12 protein-coding genes are annotated in these 17,167 nt (G+C 71.4%); 6 read left to right on the top strand and 6 right to left on the bottom strand.

The annotated features are described in order from the left end of the window. Window positions 1-5: 5 nt before the first annotated feature. Window positions 6-3,206 (bottom strand): tetratricopeptide repeat protein, encoded by a 3,201-nt coding sequence (locus ACIPSJ_RS11910; RefSeq protein WP_359222182.1) that lies wholly within the window; start codon window positions 3,204-3,206, stop codon window positions 6-8. A 77-nt stretch (window positions 3,207-3,283) separates the two neighbouring features. After that, window positions 3,284-3,679 (bottom strand): hypothetical protein, encoded by a 396-nt coding sequence (locus tag ACIPSJ_RS11915; protein ID WP_355716864.1) that lies wholly within the window; start codon window positions 3,677-3,679, stop codon window positions 3,284-3,286. Window positions 3,680-3,849: 170 nt separating this feature from the next. Between ACIPSJ_RS11915 and ACIPSJ_RS11920 the strand changes: the two genes are divergently transcribed. The 6 genes from ACIPSJ_RS11920 (at window position 3,850) to ACIPSJ_RS11945 (ending at window position 13,129) form a co-directional block, all read left to right on the top strand. After that, the gene (locus ACIPSJ_RS11920) at window positions 3,850-4,440 is read left to right on the top strand and encodes an ArsR/SmtB family transcription factor (RefSeq protein WP_401345307.1); all 591 of its coding nucleotides are present in this window, start codon (window positions 3,850-3,852) and stop codon (window positions 4,438-4,440) included. Further along, window positions 4,421-6,454, top strand: a complete 2,034-nt coding sequence (locus tag ACIPSJ_RS11925; protein WP_401345309.1) for a thioredoxin domain-containing protein — start codon at window positions 4,421-4,423, stop codon at window positions 6,452-6,454. The genes ACIPSJ_RS11920 and ACIPSJ_RS11925 overlap by 20 nt, the downstream gene beginning before the upstream one ends. 213 nt (window positions 6,455-6,667) lie before the next feature. Further along, window positions 6,668-7,936 carry a glycosyltransferase gene (locus ACIPSJ_RS11930; protein ID WP_359222176.1) on the top strand — a complete coding sequence of 423 codons (1,269 nt, stop codon included), beginning with the start codon at window positions 6,668-6,670 and terminating at the stop codon, window positions 7,934-7,936. After that, window positions 7,933-9,573, top strand: a complete 1,641-nt coding sequence (locus ACIPSJ_RS11935; protein WP_401345311.1) for an ArnT family glycosyltransferase — start codon at window positions 7,933-7,935, stop codon at window positions 9,571-9,573. The genes ACIPSJ_RS11930 and ACIPSJ_RS11935 overlap by 4 nt, the downstream gene beginning before the upstream one ends. Next, complete coding sequence (locus ACIPSJ_RS11940; RefSeq protein ID WP_401345313.1) at window positions 9,570-10,742, top strand: glycosyltransferase; 1,173 nt, start codon at window positions 9,570-9,572, stop codon at window positions 10,740-10,742. Before ACIPSJ_RS11935 ends, ACIPSJ_RS11940 begins: the two co-directional genes overlap by 4 nt. Continuing rightward, window positions 10,739-13,129, top strand: a complete 2,391-nt coding sequence (locus ACIPSJ_RS11945; RefSeq protein ID WP_401345315.1) for a galactose oxidase-like domain-containing protein — start codon at window positions 10,739-10,741, stop codon at window positions 13,127-13,129. The genes ACIPSJ_RS11940 and ACIPSJ_RS11945 overlap by 4 nt, the downstream gene beginning before the upstream one ends. Window positions 13,130-13,185: 56 nt before the next feature. On the opposite strand, the gene ACIPSJ_RS11950 is transcribed toward ACIPSJ_RS11945, so the two are convergent. The 4 genes from ACIPSJ_RS11950 to ACIPSJ_RS11965 all read right to left on the bottom strand — a co-directional run bounded on the left by ACIPSJ_RS11950 (window position 13,186) and on the right by ACIPSJ_RS11965 (window position 16,942). Continuing rightward, window positions 13,186-13,902: a Mut7-C RNAse domain-containing protein gene (locus tag ACIPSJ_RS11950; protein ID WP_401345317.1), complete on the bottom strand. Its 717-nt coding sequence runs from the start codon at window positions 13,900-13,902 to the stop codon at window positions 13,186-13,188. Between the two features lie 33 nt (window positions 13,903-13,935). Further along, window positions 13,936-14,577, bottom strand: a complete 642-nt coding sequence (locus ACIPSJ_RS11955) for a TetR family transcriptional regulator (RefSeq protein WP_359222169.1) — start codon at window positions 14,575-14,577, stop codon at window positions 13,936-13,938. After that, on the bottom strand, window positions 14,574-16,142 hold the full coding sequence (locus ACIPSJ_RS11960) for an MFS transporter (RefSeq protein WP_401345319.1): 1,569 nt from the start codon (window positions 16,140-16,142) through the stop codon (window positions 14,574-14,576). The genes ACIPSJ_RS11955 and ACIPSJ_RS11960 overlap by 4 nt, the downstream gene beginning before the upstream one ends. A 113-nt stretch (window positions 16,143-16,255) precedes the next feature. Continuing rightward, on the bottom strand, window positions 16,256-16,942 hold the full coding sequence (locus ACIPSJ_RS11965) for a hemolysin III family protein (RefSeq protein ID WP_355716890.1): 687 nt from the start codon (window positions 16,940-16,942) through the stop codon (window positions 16,256-16,258). Window positions 16,943-17,167 lie beyond the last annotated feature (225 nt).

Genomic DNA, 17,167 nt, shown 5'->3' on the forward strand with positions numbered 1-17,167 from the left:
CGGCGTCACCCGCCGCCCGGTACCGGCACCCCCATCACCTCACGGGAGTGCCGGCTGGGCACCATGCCCAGCCGCCAGGCCTGCCAGCCCGCCTCCAGGTTCACCCCGCGCTCCAGGAGCAGTCCGTACGCCGTGACGTACTCGGTCAGCTTCTCGTCGCGCAGCGGGTGGGTGGTCCGGGCGAGCTGGGCCAGGTCCTCCTGGGCGACGGCCGTACCCACCTCCACCCCGCCGGGCGCGGCGTAGGGGAGCAGGGTGCAGCGCAGGAAGCGCGCCCAGTCCTCGCCGCGGCGGTCGCCGTAGGACGTGAACAGGGTGGTCGCCTCGTCGCACAGGGCCAGCGCCTGCTGGGTGCGCGTGTTGCCGGCGTCGACCACCGCCAGCTCCAGACAGGTCCAGGCCTCGCCGTGCACGACACCGATGCGCTGGAAGTCGGCGCGGGCGTCGACGAGCAGCTGCCGGGCGAAGCCGGAGTTGCGCAGCGAACCGGTCTGGGCCGCCCGCTGGTCCCGGGTGACCCGGGCCGAGTGGTGGCGGGCGCAGGCCAGTCCGTAGACGTCCCGCATCCGGGAGAACATCGTCCGCGAGCGCTCCAGTTCGCGGACCGCCCGGTCCAGGGTCCCGGACTCCTCCAGGGCCTGGCCCAGGTAGTAGACCGTCCAGGCCTCACCGCGCGCGTCCTCGTTCTCCCGGTGCCGGGCGGCCGCCTGCCGCAGCCCGTCGACCGCTGGTGACGCGTCGCCGGCGACCAGCCGGGCTCGGGCCAGCTGGGTCAGCGCCCAGGCCTCGCCTCGGGCGTCACGGGTGCGGCCGTAACGCTCCAGCGCGGCCCCCAGCTCCCGCTCGGCACGCGGTACGTCGCCCATCCGCAGCGCCAGCTGGCCGAGCTGGAAGTGCGCCCAGGCCTCGCCGTGCACCGAACCGCCCTCGCGGTGCTGGACGAGCGAGCGGGTGAGCAGGTCCATGGCCTCCGGCAGCCGGGCCCGGTCGCGCTGCACCGCCGCCAGCGCGTGCATGGTCCACGCCCGGTCGGTCGCCAGCTCGGGCGCCGCCTGGAGATCCAGCGCCTCCTGCAGCTTGGCCGCCGCCTCGGTGAGGTTGCCCTGGTGGTGCAGGGTGATCCCGAGCGAGCACAGCGCGCGGGCCACACCGGCGTCGTGGTGCGCCTCCCGGTAGAGGTCGACCACCGAGGTGAGGGTGGTGCGGGCCTTGTCCAGCTCGCCCAGCTGACGGGCCGCGATACCCGTCCGCCACTGCACCGAACGCACAAGGAGGCCCTGGTCGACAGCTTGGGCAAGCTCGCTGATCTCCCCCAGCCGGTAGAGGTCGCCGCGCAGCAGGCAGTAGTCGCACAGGGCGCCCAGCAGGTTCTGCACGGCCGCCTGGTCGACGCCCTCCGCGTGCCGCAGCGCCGCAGTGATGAAGCTCGACTCGTCGTCCAGCCAGCGCAGCGCCTCGTCGAGCGAGGTGAACCCGTGCGGGCTGAACCGGTCCGAGCGGGTCGACATGTTGCCGTCCACCAGCCGCAGCACCGAGTCGGCCAGCTCCGCGTAGTTCACGATCAGCCGCTGCTGCGCGGCCGTCCGGTCGGCCGGCTCCTCCTCGTCCAGCAGGCGGGCCTGCGCGAAGGAGCGGACCAGGTCGTGCAGCCGGTAGCGGCTGCCCCGGACGTGGTCGATCAGCCCGGCCCGGGAGAGCGCCGCCAGCTGGCGGGTCGCCTCCGCCTCGTCCGCGCCCAGCAGGGCGGCCGCGGCCGCCGCGCCCAGCGAGGCCCGCCCGGCCAGCGCCAGCCTTCGCAGCAGCCGGCGCCCGGTGTCCGACTGGTCGGTGTACCGCAGCCACAGCACCCGCTCCACCGGCCCCACCGGGCCGTACGCGCCGAGATCCGTGGCCAGCTGCAGCGGGGAGCGCGAGCCCAGCGACGAGCCCGCGACCCGCAGCGCCAGCGGCAGCCCGCCGCACAGCTCCCGGATCCGGTCCGCGGACTGGGCGTCGTACGGCCCCGACGCGTCCTGCGCCGAGGCGTCCAGCAGCTCCTCCGCGCCCGCCGCGTCCAGCGCGGTGACCGGCAGCTGGTGCACCCAGGCCGGCAGGTCCAGCGGCAGGTCCAGCTGCTCCCGGGCCGTGACCAGGACCAGGCTGTCGGAGCGCTCCGGGATCAGGGTGCGCACCTGGTCGGGGTCCGAGGCGTCGTCCAGCACGATCGTCACCGCGAGCCCCGCGAGGTGCTGGTGGTACAGCTCGCTCAGCCGCTTGACCTGCTGGTCGGGGGAGGAACGCTCACGGAACAGCAGCTGCTCGCGCGGCGCGCCCAGCCGGTTGAGCAGATGCAGCAGGGCGTCCCGGGTGGGCAGCGGCGTCTCGTCCCGGCTGTCCCCGCGCAGGTCCACCACGACCGCGCCCCGGAAGAGGTCCTTCAGCTCGTGGGTGACCCGGACCGCGAGCGCGGTGCGCCCGGAGCCCGGCTCCCCGTACAGGACGACGACCGTCGGCCGGGTCTCGGTGGTCGCCCGGGCCGCCTGCGCCCACTGCCGGATCCGCGCCAGCTCCTGGTGCCGGCCGGCGAACGGGCCGTCCGATTCGGGGAGCTGGCCGAACGACTGCTGCAGCACCGTACGCCTGCGGGCCGCCGCGCTCTTGTCCGCGCCGCGCAGCCCCGGGGCCTGCTTCTTGGGCCCCGTGGACGCGCTGAGTACCCGCTGCTGGTCCAGGAACGGGCGGATGCCCCGCACCTCCAGGGCGGTCAGCCACTGCAGCCGCAGCTGTTCCGGGCCGCCGGGCTGACCGGTCGCGCCGGCGTGGTGATGGGCGGCGGGCAGATGCGAACCGGCGACCTTGACGACCGTGGCGGCCGCGCCGACCACCCCGACGGCCACGCCCGCGCCGAGCGCGGTGGCCGCGCCGGTGCCCAGGGAGAGGTCGGCCACGGTGGCGGCGACCGCCGCGACGGCCGCGACCAGCAGCGGAGTTCCCGCGCCGTCCCTGGCGTACCGCTGGCCGAAGCTCTGCCGGCCCGCCTCCGACGCGTCCAGGGCGTGGGTGTAGGCCTCGTACTCCTCGGCGGCCGTCCGCTCCATCTCCTCCAGTCCGCCGCGCGCGCGTGACAGCAGCACCTGCCCGTCGACGCGCCCGCCCGCACGGCGGACCTCCTCCTCCACGGCCCGTTCCAGCAGCCGATCGGCGTCGGCCCGGTGGGCGTCCCGCATGTCCCGTCCCCCTCCAGCGGCAACTCCGTTGTGTACGAGTGTCCTTGTGAAGGCGCGCGATGGCGAGGGGGCGACGATCAGGTGGCGGGTGAGGAATTGGTGCGCACCCAGCCCTTGGACAGCGCGAGGAACACACAGGCCGCCGCGAGCCCCGCCTCCGCGACCGCGCTCGCCAGGGCTTCCAGCAGCTCGGTGCCCACCGCCGAGGTCGTGATGTCGAACCAGGCGTCCAGGACCGCCACCGAGGCCGTCGCGGAAGCGGTCAGCCGGGCCCTGGGATCACCGCGCAACCCCAGTAAGGCGGTCGCCGCGCAGCCGAGGGCCATCAGCACGTCCAGGCCTATCCAGGCCAGGGACCAGTTGTGCACTTCGGTCTTGGTGGGCAGCGTCAGCGCCAGCACCACCGTCCACGGAACGAGCAGCACGGAGGACGAGCCGAGCAGGATCAGGGCCCACCGCTTCGTCCGCTTCATCAGCCGCGCCTTCGTCGTAGTCGACGTCTGCAACGCGATCAGCCCCCGTCTTGTTCCGTCCCGCCGCGGTCCTTCCGCATGCCCCCACGCTAGACCGCAGAGAAAATTCTGCAAAGAAAATTCGGCAGACATCGGGGATGTCTCAGGGTTCTCAGGGTTACGGTGGAGCCATGACCGACGGCACGTCCGAGATGACCAGCGTCGAACGCACCGCTCTCTACAAGTCACTCGGCAACCCGCTGCGCCGCCGGATCCTCGACTACCTCGGCCGGCACGGCGAGGCCAACTCCACGGTGCTCGCCCGCGAACTCGGCGAGAGCTCCGGCACCACCAGCTACCACCTGCGCAAACTCGCCGAGCAGAAGCTCATCGAGGAAATCCCGGAGAAGTCGGGCGGCCGGGAACGCTGGTGGCGGAGCCTGCCGTTCAGGCACACCACACCCGACCCGGCCACGATGGCCCCGGAGGAGTACGCGGCGGCCGAGCAACTCGCCCTCCTGAAGATCGAGCTGGACACCCGGCTCTTCCGCCGCGCCCACCGCGACTACCGGGGACCGGGCGGCTGGGCCCAGGTCCGGCGCGCCGGCACCTGGATGACCAAGGACGAACTGCACGCCTTCGTCCGCGGCTACCAGGAACTCCTCGACCGGTACGGCCACCCCGGCGAGACCGCACCCGACGGGGCGCGCCGGGTCGACCTGCGCTTCTACGCGGCCCCGGAGCCCGTGGGAGAGTGGGAGGGTGAACCGACTGGCCCATGAGACGTCCCCGTACCTCCTCCAGCACGCCGACAACCCCGTCGACTGGTGGCCCTGGTCGGCCGAAGCCTTCGAGGCCGCGCGGACCGCGAACAAGCCCGTTCTGCTGAGCGTCGGATACAGCTCCTGTCACTGGTGCCATGTGATGGCCCACGAGTCCTTCGAGGACCGCGCCACCGCCGACTACCTCAACGAGCACTTCGTCAGCGTCAAGGTCGACCGCGAGGAGCGGCCCGACGTCGACGCCGTCTACATGGAGGCCGTGCAGGCCGCGACCGGCCAGGGCGGCTGGCCCATGACCGTCTTCCTCACGCCCGACGCCGAACCCTTCTACTTCGGCACCTACTTCCCGCCCGCCCCCCGCCACGGCATGCCCGCCTTCCGGCAGGTCCTGGAGGGCGTCCGGGCCGCCTGGACCGACCGGCGGGACGAGGTCGCCGACGTCGCCGGGAAGATCGTCCGGGACCTCTCCCAGCGGGAGCTCGGCCACCAGGGCGACGGGCCGCCCGGCGAGCAGGAACTCTCCCAGGCACTGCTCGGGCTCACCCGCGAGTACGACGCGCAGCGCGGCGGATTCGGCGGCGCCCCCAAGTTCCCGCCGTCCATGGTCGTCGAGTTCCTGCTGCGCCACCACGCCCGCACGGGCGCCGAGGGCGCGCTGCAGATGGCCGCGGACACCTGCGAGCGGATGGCCCGCGGCGGCCTCTACGACCAGCTCGGCGGCGGCTTCGCCCGCTACTCCGTCGACCGCGACTGGGTCGTGCCGCACTTCGAGAAGATGCTGTACGACAACGCCCTGCTGTGCCGGGTCTACGCCCACCTGTGGCGGGCCACCGGGTCCGAGCTGGCCCGCCGGGTCGCGCTGGAGACCGCCGACTTCATGGTCCGCGAACTCCGCACCGAACAGGGCGGGTTCGCCTCCGCCCTCGACGCCGACAGCGACGACGGGACCGGGACCGGGAAGCATGTCGAGGGCGCGTACTACGTGTGGACGCCCGCCCAGCTCGCCGAGGTCCTGGGCGAGGACGCGGACCTCGCCGCCCAGTACTTCGGGGTCACCGAGGAGGGCACTTTCGAGCACGGCCAGTCCGTCCTCCAACTCCCGCAGCAGGAAGGCGTCTTCGACGCCGAGCGGATCGAGTCCGTCAGGCAGCGGCTGCTGGCCGCTCGGGCGCGGCGCCCCGCCCCCGGCCGGGACGACAAGGTGGTCGCCGCCTGGAACGGGCTCGCCGTCGCCGCGCTCGCCGAGACCGGCGCCTACTTCGACCGGCCCGACCTGGTCGAGGCCGCCGTCGGCGCCGCCGACCTCCTCGTACGCCTGCACCTCGACGACCACGCGCGGATCGCCCGCACCAGCCGCGACGGCCGGGTCGGGGCCAACGCCGGGGTGCTGGAGGACTACGGCGACGTGGCCGAGGGCTTCCTCGCGCTCGCGTCCGTGACCGGCGAGGGGGTCTGGCTGGAGTTCGCCGGGCTGCTGCTCGACCATGTGCTCACCCGCTTCACCGACCCGGACAGCGGTGCCCTGTACGACACCGCGGCCGACGCCGAGCAGCTCATCCGCCGCCCGCAGGACCCGACCGACAACGCCACCCCCTCCGGCTGGACCGCCGCCGCGGGCGCCCTGCTGGGCTACGCGGCCCACACCGGTGCCGAGCCGCACCGCACCGCGGCGGAACGCGCGCTGGGGGTCGTGAAGACACTGGGGCCGCGGGTGCCGCGCTTCGTCGGATGGGGGCTCGCCGTCGCCGAGGCGCTGCTCGACGGACCGCGCGAGGTCGCGATCGTCGGGCCCGGCGCGGACGACCGGAACACCACCGCCCTGCACCGCACGGCACTTCTCGGGACCGCCCCCGGCGCGGTCGTGGCCGTGGGGACTCCGGAGAGTGACGAGTTCCCGCTGCTGGCGGGCCGGCCGCTCGTCGACGGCGCGGCGGCCGCGTACGTCTGCCGCCACTTCACCTGCGACGCCCCGACCACCGACCCGGAGCTGCTGGGGGCGGCACTGCGGAGCTGAAGGCGAAGAAGGACAGACCTGACGGGTGAACAGACGGTCGGTATTGTGCGTCTGTTCGGATAGATACCGCTTACGGCGGCGCCGTTCCGAAACATGCTATTTATCGGAACGGCTCCCGTGCTTCACAGAACCCCCCTAGGCTCTCCACAGATGCGCGACGGGTGTGACTCACCGTTGCGTACAGGGGGTTTTGGGATCTGGGGGGATCTTTCCTTGCTGACGTCTGTCTTCATCGCTGCCGTCTCGCTGGCCTTGTTCTGGATGGCTGCCTTCACTCTCTGGTGGCAGATGCACGCGTGGCGTACGCCCGAAGTGCTGGCCTCCACCCGGTTCGGCAGACCCGACGGCGGCGAACACCTGTCGTTCTCGCTGCTGCTGCCCGCGCGGCATGAACAGGCCGTGCTCGACCACACCATCCAGCGACTGCTGGAGTCCAGCCACACCGACTTCGAGATCATCGTCATCGTCGGCCACGACGACCCCGAGACCACGGCGGTCGCGGAGCGGGCCGCCGAGCGCGACCCGCGCGTGAGGGTCGTCGTCGACACCCATGAGAAGAAGAACAAGCCGAAGGCCATGAACACGGCGCTGCCGCACTGCCGCGGCGACGTCGTCGGGGTCTTCGACGCCGAGGACCAGGTCCACCCGGAGCTGCTGGCCCACGTGGACCACGCCTTCCGCACCACGGAGGCCGACGTCGTCCAGGGCGGCGTCCAGCTCATCAACTTCCACTCCAGCTGGTACAGCCTGCGCAACTGCCTGGAGTACTTCTTCTGGTTCCGCTCCCGGCTCCACCTGCACGCGCAGAAGGGGTTCATCCCGCTCGGCGGCAACACCGTCTTCGTACGGACGGCCGTGCTCAGGGAGGCCGGCGGCTGGGACCCCGACTGCCTGGCCGAGGACTGCGACCTGGGCGTACGCCTCTCGTCCGTCGGCAAGAAGGTCGTCGTCGCCTACGACTCCGACATGGTGACCCGCGAGGAGACCCCGGGCTCCCTCATGTCCCTGCTCAAGCAGCGCACCCGCTGGAACCAGGGCTTCCTGCAGGTCTACCGCAAGCAGGACTGGAAGCAACTCCCGGGCTTCGGCCAGCGGTTGCTCGCCCGCTACACCCTGATGACACCGTTCCTGCAAGCCTTCTCCGGCGTGATCATCCCGCTCAACGCGGCGGTCGCCCTCTTCCTCGACGTCCCCGTCGGGATCGCCTTCCTCACCTTCCTGCCGCTGGTCACCGCCGCCGTCACCTTCGTCTTCGAGGTGGTCGGGCTGCACGACTTCGGCAAGCAGTACGGGCTGCGCGTCCGCTTCGTGCACTACGTGAAGCTCGTCGTCGGCGGCCCCTTCTATCAGGTCCTCCTCGCCGGAGCAGCGATCCGCGCAGTGTGGCGCGAGCAACGCGGCCGGAACGACTGGGAGTTGACCACTCACGTCGGCGCGCACCTCACCGCGGCCGAGACGATCCGAGAGGACGTTCCTGCGTGACCTCCACCCTTCCCGCGGTGACCGCTCCCAAGGTCCCCGCGCAGCGCCGACCTGTGCCCACGGCCGGTTCGACCGGTCGAACGAGTCCACCGCTCCGGCTCCGCTCCTCCCGCCCGGACCTGCTCCTGTGCGGGGTCCTGCTGCTCGTGATCCTCGTCGTCCAGGGCTGGAACATCGCCGACTACCCCACCCTCAGCGACGACGAGGGCACCTACCTCGCCCAGGCCTGGGCCGTCCAGGAGGGCCGGGGCCTGGCCCACTACACCTACTGGTACGACCACCCGCCGCTCGGCTGGATCCAGATAGCCGTGCTCACCTGGATACCCTCCGCCCTCGACCCCTCCCTGATGACCGTCGGCTCGATGCGCGTGGCGATGCTCCTGGTCAGCGGCGTCAGCGCGGTCCTCGTCTACGTCCTCGGCCGCCGCCTCTCGCTGCCCCGCTGGGCGGCCGGACTCGGCATGGCCCTCTTCGGGCTCTCGCCGCTCGCGGTCGTCCTGCAACGCGAGATCTTCCTCGACAACATCGCCGTGATGTGGCTGCTGCTGGCCTTCTGCCTCGCCGCCTCGCCCAGCCGCCACCTCTGGCACCACTTCGGCGCCGGACTCGCCGCCGCCGCGGGGGTGCTGACCAAGGAGACGATGCTCGTCGTCCTCCCGGCGCTGCTGGTCACCATGTGGCGTCACGGCCACGCCGACACCCGCAAGTTCGCCCTCACCGGCGCCATCACCGCCTGCACCCTGGCGGGCCTCTCCTACCCCTTGTTCGCCCTCCTCAAGGGCGAGCTGCTGCCGGGCGCCGGCCACGTCTCCCTCTGGGACGGCGTCAAGTACCAGATGTCCCGGCCCGGTTCGGGCTTCCTCCTGGACACCACCTCCGGCTCGTACGGCGTGCTGCACTCCTGGCTGTACTACGACCGTGTGCTGCCCGTCGGCGGCCTCGCCGGCGCCCTGCTCCTGCTCGTCGCGCACCGCTGGTCGGTCACCGCCCGCGCCCTCGCCGGACCGGCCCTCGCCGTGGCCATCCTGACCGCCGTCGCGATGCGCCCGAACGGCTATCTGCCCGCGATGTACATCATCGGCGCGCTGCCCTTCCTGGCCCTCGTCCTCGCCGGCGCCACCGCGTCCGTCGCCCACGCCACCCTGCGCAGATGGCGCGCCGCGAGCGAGCGGCGGGCCGTGACCTACGGCCGGTACGCGCTGGCCGCCGTACTCGCCCTCGCCGCCGGCGCCTACACCGTACCGAAGTGGTACGACGGCGACCGCACCGCCGTCACCGCCGACGCCAACGCGCCCTACCGGCAGGCCTCGAAGTGGCTCGGCAGCAAGGTCGCCGACCCCGCCGACACCCGCGTCCTCGTCGACGACGCGCTCTGGCTCGACCTCGTCCACCAGGGCTACCGGCCCGGCCTCGGCGTCATCTGGTTCTACAAGGCCGACCTCGACCCGGCCGTCACCAAGACCCTGCCGCACGGCTGGCGCGACCTCGACTACGTGGTCGCCTCACCGACGGTACGGCGGGACGCCCGCGACCTGCCCAACGTCAAGGCCGCGCTCCGGCACTCCACCCCGGTCGCCGTCTTCGGCACCGGCGACGACCGCATCGAGATCCGGCAGATCGCAGGGGGAGTCCGATGAGCGGCCACGAGTACACCGTCCCCGCCCCGGGGCTGAAGGCCACCGAGGTTCCCGAACCGGGCGCCGTCACCATCGTCGTACCGACCTTCAACGAGTCGGGGAACGTACGGCAGTTGCTGCGCCAGATCACCGAGTCGGTGCCCGCCCGGCTGCCCTGCGAGGTGGTCTTCGTCGACGACTCCACCGACGACACCCCCGAGGTCATCCGCGAGGCCGCGCGGGACTGCCCGTTCCCGGTGGCCGTGCTGCACCGGGAGGAACCGGTGGGCGGACTCGGCGGCGCGGTGGTGGAGGGGCTGAAGGCCGCCACCTCCGACTGGGTCGTGGTCATGGACGGCGACTGCCAGCATCCGCCGTCCCTGGTACCGGAGCTGGTGGCCACCGGGGAGCGGAGCAACGCCGGGCTCGTGGTCGCCTCCCGGTACATCAAGGGCGGCAGCCGGGCCGGGCTCGCCGGCAGCTACCGGGTCGCCGTCTCGCGCGGGGCGACCTGGCTGACCAAGTCCCTGTTCCCGCGCCGGCTGCACGGCATCAGCGACCCGATGAGCGGGTTCTTCGCGATCCGGCGGAGCGTGGTCACGGCCGATGTGCTGAAGCCGCTGGGCTACAAGATCCTCCTGGAGCTGGCGGTGCGGAGCCGGCCGCGCGAGGTCGCCGAGGTCCCCTTCGTCTTCCAGGACCGGTTCGCCGGGGAGTCCAAGTCGACCGCGCAGGAGGGCCTGCGCTTCCTGCGCCATCTGGCCGGGCTGCGCACCGCCTCGCCGGCCGCCCGCCTGATCGGCTTCGGGCTGATCGGCCTGAGCGGCTTCGTGCCGAACCTCGTCGGGCTGTGGGCGCTGACCGCCCTCGGCCTGCACTACGTCCCCGCCGAGATCCTCGCCAACCAGCTCGGCGTCGCCTGGAACTTCGTCCTCATCGACCATCTGCTGTTCCGCGACCGGCGGGCCCACCGCCGCCGGTGGGACCGGGTCGGCCGGTTCGCGCTGCTCGCCAACGCCGACCTGGTGCTGCGCATCCCGCTGATCGCCCTGCTCGTCGGCCGGTTCGGGATGGGGGCGCTGCCCGCGACCACGCTGGCGCTGGTGACGACGTTCGTCCTGCGCTTCGTGGGGACCGAGGCGCTGGTGTACCTGCCGCGACGTAAGAAAGACGCAAGGAGAGCCGCGTGAAACCGTACCGAAGAAGGACGGCACTGGTCGGGGTGGGCGCCCTGACCGCCGGACTGCTGCTCACCGCACCGCAGTCCGCCGAGGCCGCCAACCTCGTGAAGAACCCGGGCTTCGAGACGACGGGCACGGACGGCATGCCGTACTGCTGGGAGAAGTCCGGCTGGGGCGACAACGACTTCGACTTCGCGACCGTCGCCGACGCCCACTCCGGCTCCGCCGCGATGAAGGTGACACTGACCCGCCGCGTCGACGGCGACCGTAAAGCCCTGATCACCGAGTCGACCGACTGCGCGCCCGTCGTCACGGCGGGCAAGCAGTACGACCTCTCCCTCTGGTACAAGTCGACGACCCCGGACACCGCCGTCACGCTGTTCCGGCACGACACGACGGCCGGCTGGCAGTACTGGACCGACCTCAAGACCCTCGACATGGCGTCCGCGTACACCCAGGCGACGGTCCGCACCCCCGAGGTGCCCGCCGGTACCGACCGCATCACCTGGGGTGTCTCGGTCTACGGCACCGGCTCGGTGACCACGGACGACTACACCATGGACCAGGTGCCGGACGTCGTGCCGCCGGCCTCCTGCACGGGCACCACCACCCAGTGCGCGGACGGTGGTTGGGAGGTCCTCCCGACCCAGAACCCGGTCCGTTCCATGCACTCCGTCGTCCTCAACAACGGCAAGGTGCTGCTGATCGCGGGCTCCGGCAACAGCGAGGAGAACTTCGCCGCGGGGAGCTTCACCAGCGCGGTGTACGACCCGGCGAACGGCACGTACAAGGTGATCCCGACGCCGAAGGACATGTTCTGCTCCGGGCATGTGCAGCTGCAGGACGGCCGGGTGCTCGTGATGAGCGGCAACAAGGCCTATCCGGTCGCCGGCGGGCACGGCTACGAGGGGTACAAGGACTCGTACGCCTTCGACCCGGTCACCGAGACCTACAGCAGGACCAACGACCTCAACGACGGCCACTGGTACCCGTCGGCGACCGAACTGGGCAACGGTGACGTCATCTCCTTCGGCGGCCTGCGCGAGGACTCCTCCGGCTCGGTGACGGCGGAGTACTGGTCCGACGCCCAGCAGAAGTGGCTGGGCCTCGGGGACGTGCACCAGACCTGGTCGTACTGGGGGCTGTACCCGTCGATGATCCTGATGCAGGACGGGCGGCTCTTCTACTCCGGCAGCCATGTCTTCGGCAACAACATCCCCGGGACCGGCTCCGCGATCTACGACTACGACGCCAACACCATCACCCAGATCCCCGGGCTCCAGAACAAGGACGAGCGCGACCAGTCGGCGAGCGTGCTGCTGCCTCCGGCGCAGGACCAGAAGGTGCTCACCCTGGGCGGCGGCAACATCGACTCCAACCCGGACGCGAACCGGCTCACGGACGTCATCGACCTCAAGGCCGCGAACCCGTCGTACGTCGCCGGGCCGCCGCTGCCGCAGGGCACGGTGGACCTGGGCAACGGCAAGGTGGCCGAGACCGGGAACCAGGGCAAGATGTACGTCTCCGCTGTGCTGCTTCCCGACGGCAAGGTCCTTGAGACGGGCGGCGCGCTGCACAACCGGGCCGATCCGGTGTACGAGTCGTCGCTCTACGACCCGGACACCGGCGCGTTCGACTCCGTGGCCGCGGATCCCGAGGCCCGGGGGTACCACTCCTCGGCGTTCCTGCTGCCCGACGGGCGGGTGATGGCCACCGGCGACAACCCCGGCAACGGCACCTGGAACCACAACGTGTCGATCTACTCGCCGCCCTACCTGTACAAGGGCACCCGGCCGACGATCACCTCCGTCATCAACCAGGAGTGGAAGTACGGCGACACCCAGCGGATCACCGTCGACCGGCCCATCGCCAAGGCGGAGCTGATCCGTCCGGCGGCGGTCACGCACTCGTCCGACCCGAACCAGCGGTTCGTGGACCTGCCGTTGTCCGTCGACGGCAACAACGTCGACCTCAACGTCACCAGCAACCCGAATCTGGCGCCGCCCGGCTGGTACATGCTGTTCGCGGTCGACGCGAACGGGGTGCCGTCGGTGGCGAAGTGGGTGCATCTGCAGGGGCCGGCCGCGCTCGGGGACGCCTCGGCGCACGTCCACTCCTTCGCGGACGCCCTCGCGGGGAAGACCTCGGGGGCGTCGCAGAAGCGGGCCTCGCAGCCGGTGAGCACGACGATCTCCGGGTGCGACCGGCACTACGGGTCGGTGAACGTGTGTGTGCCTACGGCGTTTCCGAAGTCCGTGAAGAAGACGGCGGCGGCGCGGTGCGCGTGGTTGAAGACGAACCAGTACGGGCGGTTGAAGGTGAACGGGAAGGACGATCCGCTGGGCCTTGACCGGAATCGGAACGGGGTGGTGTGTGAGCGGGCTGACGTGCGGTAGTCGGCTGCGGGTGGGTGGGGGCTGGTCGCGCAGTTCCCCGCGCCCCTAAAGGGGCGCTACATCGCCAGGGCGCGTTTCACGATCTCCTCCAGTTGATCGTGGTGCGCGCCCTTCCAGTAGGCGCGGCCGCAGGCCGTGCACTGGGCGAAGACGTCGTACGAGCGCTCGGTGCCGCCCTTGAGCTGGGCAGCCACTTCCTCCTTCGTCGCCTTCTTCAGCAGGCCGTTGCAGGCTGTGCAGCGGGTCCAGGGGCGGAGGTCGGGGGCGAAGCGGTCGAGGACGTCGTGGAGTTGGTCGTCGGGGGCGGTGCTGTAGACGTAGGCGCCGGCCCAGAGTTCGCGGCGGCGGAGCAGGCCCCGGTCGCGGCTGAGCAGCACGCGCCGCTCCGTCGCCGAGCGGGTCGCGAGGGCCGGGTCGCCGATGTCGGTGGACTCGTAGGCCGTGTCGACGCCGAGGAGGCGGAGGCGGCGGGCGAGGGTGCCGAGGTGGACGTCGAGGAGGAAGCGGAGCGGGGCGCCGGGGACGGGCTGGGGGCGGGTGACCGGGCGTACGGTCACCCGCTCGCCGTGTGCCGGGATGTGGGCGACGGGGACTTCGCGGCCGTCCACCAGCAGGGCGCCGACCTCGGTGAGGGGGACGCCGAGGGACTCGATGACGTGGCCGAGCGTCGAGACGCCGTCGACGGCGAGCGGGTGGGCGCCGACGCGCCGGGCGTGCGGGACGAACAGGGCCAGCTCGGGGGCGACTTCGACGTGGATCTCGGGAGCGTTCACCCGGTCAGGATGGCATGGGCGACGGCCGTGACCTCAGTGGTTTTCGGTGGGCAGGCCGTGCTCGATGACGTTCAGGGCGCGGTCGACGAGGGACTCGAAGTCGTCCTCGTGCTCGTTCTCCGCCCAGTACATCGAGGTCTCCATGAGCCCGCCGATGATCGACATCGCGTAGACCCGGACCTCCAGGCTCTGCGGGTCCCGGCCGGTGCGCTCGCCGATGGCCCGGCAGAGCATGCGGCCGGTCTCCGACATGCTCTCCATCATCCGGGACCGGACCGCCGGGACCTCGGTCATCAGCCGGGTGCGGAGCCGGGAGACCCGGAGGGGTTCCTTCATGCCCAGCCGGACCGCCCGGCGCATCACATGGCGGAGGGAGTCCGGCCACGGCTCGTCGCCGGGCCGGGACCGGAGCTCCTCCACCATGAGCGGGTCGTACTCGTCGGTGAGGACGATGTCCTCCTTGGTCGGGAAGTACCGGAAGACGGTCGACGGCGACACCTCGGCCCGCTCGGCGATCTGCTCGATCGTCGTGGCGTCGTACCCCTGCTCCTCGACCAGCGCGTAGGTCGCGGAGCGGATGGCCTCGCGGGTCTTGATCTTCTTCCGTTCGCGCAGGCCGAGCCGGGGGTTGTCGGCGGCGGAGAAGGAGGTGTCTGGTGCCGTCATGCTGGTCATTGTCCGGCATCGGCGGTGGCGGAGGCCACGGCCGGGGACTCGTTCCCCTCGGTACGGCGGTCGGTCGGGGCGTTGGGTAGCAGCGCGGCGGCCAGCAGGGCGGTGGCGAGGGCGGCGATGCCGCAGACCATCAGGACCAGGCCCATGCCGTGGACGTACGAGGCGTTCGCCGAGGCGATCAGCTCGGTCGAGCCCGTTTTTCCGGCGACCAGGTGGGCGGCGACCACCGACTCGCCGGCGGTGTGGCCGAGCGGGGCGGGCAGGCCGGTGGTGTCCAGGCGGTCGCGGAAGGCGCCGGCCAGCAGGCTGCCGAGCAGGGCGATGCCGATGGCGCCGCCGACCTGGCGCAGGGTCATCAGCAGTCCGGAGCCGCTGCCGGCCCGGTCCGCGGGCAGGGCGGCGAGCGCGCCGTCCATCGAGGGGACGACGGAGAAGCCGAAGCCGAGGCCCGCGACGGAGAGCCACAGCGCGGTGAAGCCGTAGCCGTCGTGGACGGTCGTACGGCTGCCGAGGAGGGCGGCGAAGGCGAGGACGACCAGGCCCGCGGCGACCACGGCCCGGGCCCCGAAGCGTTCGACGAGCGGCTGCGCGGCCCGCGCGGCGATGATCAGGCCGCCCATCATGGGCAGCATGCGCAGGCCGGTGCCGAAGGCGTCGTTGCCGAGGACCGCCTGGAGGTAGGGCGGCAGCACGAACATCAGGCCGGAGAGCACGAACATCACCAGGGTCGCCGCGGTCGCGTTCAGCAGGAAACCGCGGTGGGTGAGCAGCCCCATGTCGAGCATGGGGCGCTCCACCTGGCGTTCGCGCAGCACCAGGGCCCCGACGAGGACCACGGCGAGGGCGAACAGGACCAGGACCAGCCGGTCGCCCCAGCCGCGGTCGGGGGCCTCGATGATCGCGTAGATCAGGGTGCCGAGGCCGGTCGCGGTGAGCACGGTGGACAGGACGTCGACCTTCGGGGACGCGGGGTCGCTGGTCTCGGGGAGCAGGAAGACGCAGGCGGCGACGCCGATGGCGACCATCGGCACGTTGATCAGGAAGACCGAGCCCCACCAGAAGTGGTTGAGCAGCCAGCCGCCGATGATCGGGCCGAGCGGCAGACCGAGCGCGGAGGCGGCCGAGACGATGCCGACGGCCCGGGTGCGCTCGGCGGGCCCGAACAGCGAGGGCAGCACGGACATCGCCAGCGGCATGACCAGGGCCGCGCCGACGCCCATCACGGTGCGGGCGGCGATCACCCAGTTCACGTCGCCGGCGAGGGCGCCGATCACCGAGCCGCCCAGGAAGATCACGAGGCCGGTGACGAGCATCCGGCGGCGGCCGAAGCGGTCGCCGAGCAGTCCGGCCGGGAGCATCAGCGAGGCGAAGACGACGACGTAGGCGTCGGCCATCCACTGCTGCTGGCTGGTGGTGGCGCCGAGCTGCTCGGCCATGGTCGGCAGCGCCACGTTGAGGATCGTGGTGTCGAACCCGAGCACCAGCATGCTCGCGACCAGGGCGCCCAGCGCCCACCAGCGGCGGGGGTCGAGACGTGTCTCTTCGGACTGAGTGACAGTAACCATGAAATGAGAGTAGCTCTCAAAATCTAGGGACTGTCAATGGTGAGTCGGTGTCAGGGCATGCAAAAGTGGCCACGGCTGGGAAGCCGTGGCCACTCGGAGAAGGAGCGGGAGAGCTACGCGTGCTGGTACGCCACCAGGGAGATCCCCACGTAGTGGACGACGAACGCGGCCAGCGTGAGGGAGTGGAAGACCTCGTGGAAGCCGAAGTAGCGCGGGGACGGGTTGGGGCGCTTGATGCCGTAGATCACGCCGCCCGCGCTGTAGAGCAGGCCGCCCACGATCACCAGGACCAGCACGGCGATACCGCCGGTGCGCATGAAGTCGGGCAGGAAGAAGACCGCCGCCCAGCCCATCGCTATGTAGCAGGGCGTGTACAGCCAGCGCGGGGCGCCGACCCAGAACACCCGGAAGACGATGCCCGCGGCCGCCGCGCCCCAGATGCCCCACAGCAGCCACTGCCCCTTCGCTCCGGGCAGCAGCAGCATGGTCAGGGGCGTGTACGTGCCGGCGATGATCAGGAAGATGTTGGCGTGGTCGAGTCTGCGCAGGATGCCGTCCATGCGCGGGCTCCAGTCGCCCCGGTGGTACAGCGCGCTCACGCCGAACAGCAGGCAGGCCGTCAGGACGTAGATCCCGCAGGCGATCCGGCCGCGCGGTGAGTCCGCGAGGGCGGTGAGGACGAGTCCCGCGACGAGTACGGCCGGGAACATGCCCAGGTGCAGCCAGCCGCGCAGCTTGGGCTTGACCTGTTGCGACAGGGACGAGAGCGCGGCGGGGGCGGACGCAGTCATGCACCGCATCGTACCTACGGAACCGTAGGTAACGGGTCGGTCTCGCTTTATGACCTTGCCGGAGTGGCCATCGTCTCATCTCTCGCAAAAAGATCTCAAGCTGAACTCCACGTGGACGCAAAGAAGCGCAGGAAAACACGGAAACCGTGGCGTTCCTCACGTCGCTCATCTGTGACTCCCTCTGGACAGATGGGTGATCGAGTCGGAGGATCAAATGAGTGCGGTCGGCACCGG

It is taken from the genome of Streptomyces sp. NPDC090088 (assembly GCF_044747345.1).
In the GTDB taxonomy this organism is placed as follows: domain Bacteria; phylum Actinomycetota; class Actinomycetes; order Streptomycetales; family Streptomycetaceae; genus Streptomyces.

What these genes read in the sequence shown, in the direction of transcription:
- ACIPSJ_RS11940 (WP_401345313.1), top strand. Translation starts at nt 9,570, where the DNA reads ATGAGCGGCCACGAGTACACCGTCCCCGCCCCGGGGCTGAAGGCCACC.
- ACIPSJ_RS11910 (WP_359222182.1), bottom strand. Translation starts at nt 3,206, where the DNA reads ATGCGGGACGCCCACCGGGCCGACGCCGATCGGCTGCTGGAACGGGCC.
- ACIPSJ_RS11960 (WP_401345319.1), bottom strand. Translation starts at nt 16,142, where the DNA reads ATGGTTACTGTCACTCAGTCCGAAGAGACACGTCTCGACCCCCGCCGC.
- ACIPSJ_RS11920 (WP_401345307.1), top strand. Translation starts at nt 3,850, where the DNA reads ATGACCGACGGCACGTCCGAGATGACCAGCGTCGAACGCACCGCTCTC.
- ACIPSJ_RS11965 (WP_355716890.1), bottom strand. Translation starts at nt 16,942, where the DNA reads ATGCGGTGCATGACTGCGTCCGCCCCCGCCGCGCTCTCGTCCCTGTCG.
- ACIPSJ_RS11955 (WP_359222169.1), bottom strand. Translation starts at nt 14,577, where the DNA reads ATGACCAGCATGACGGCACCAGACACCTCCTTCTCCGCCGCCGACAAC.
- ACIPSJ_RS11915 (WP_355716864.1), bottom strand. Translation starts at nt 3,679, where the DNA reads ATGAAGCGGACGAAGCGGTGGGCCCTGATCCTGCTCGGCTCGTCCTCC.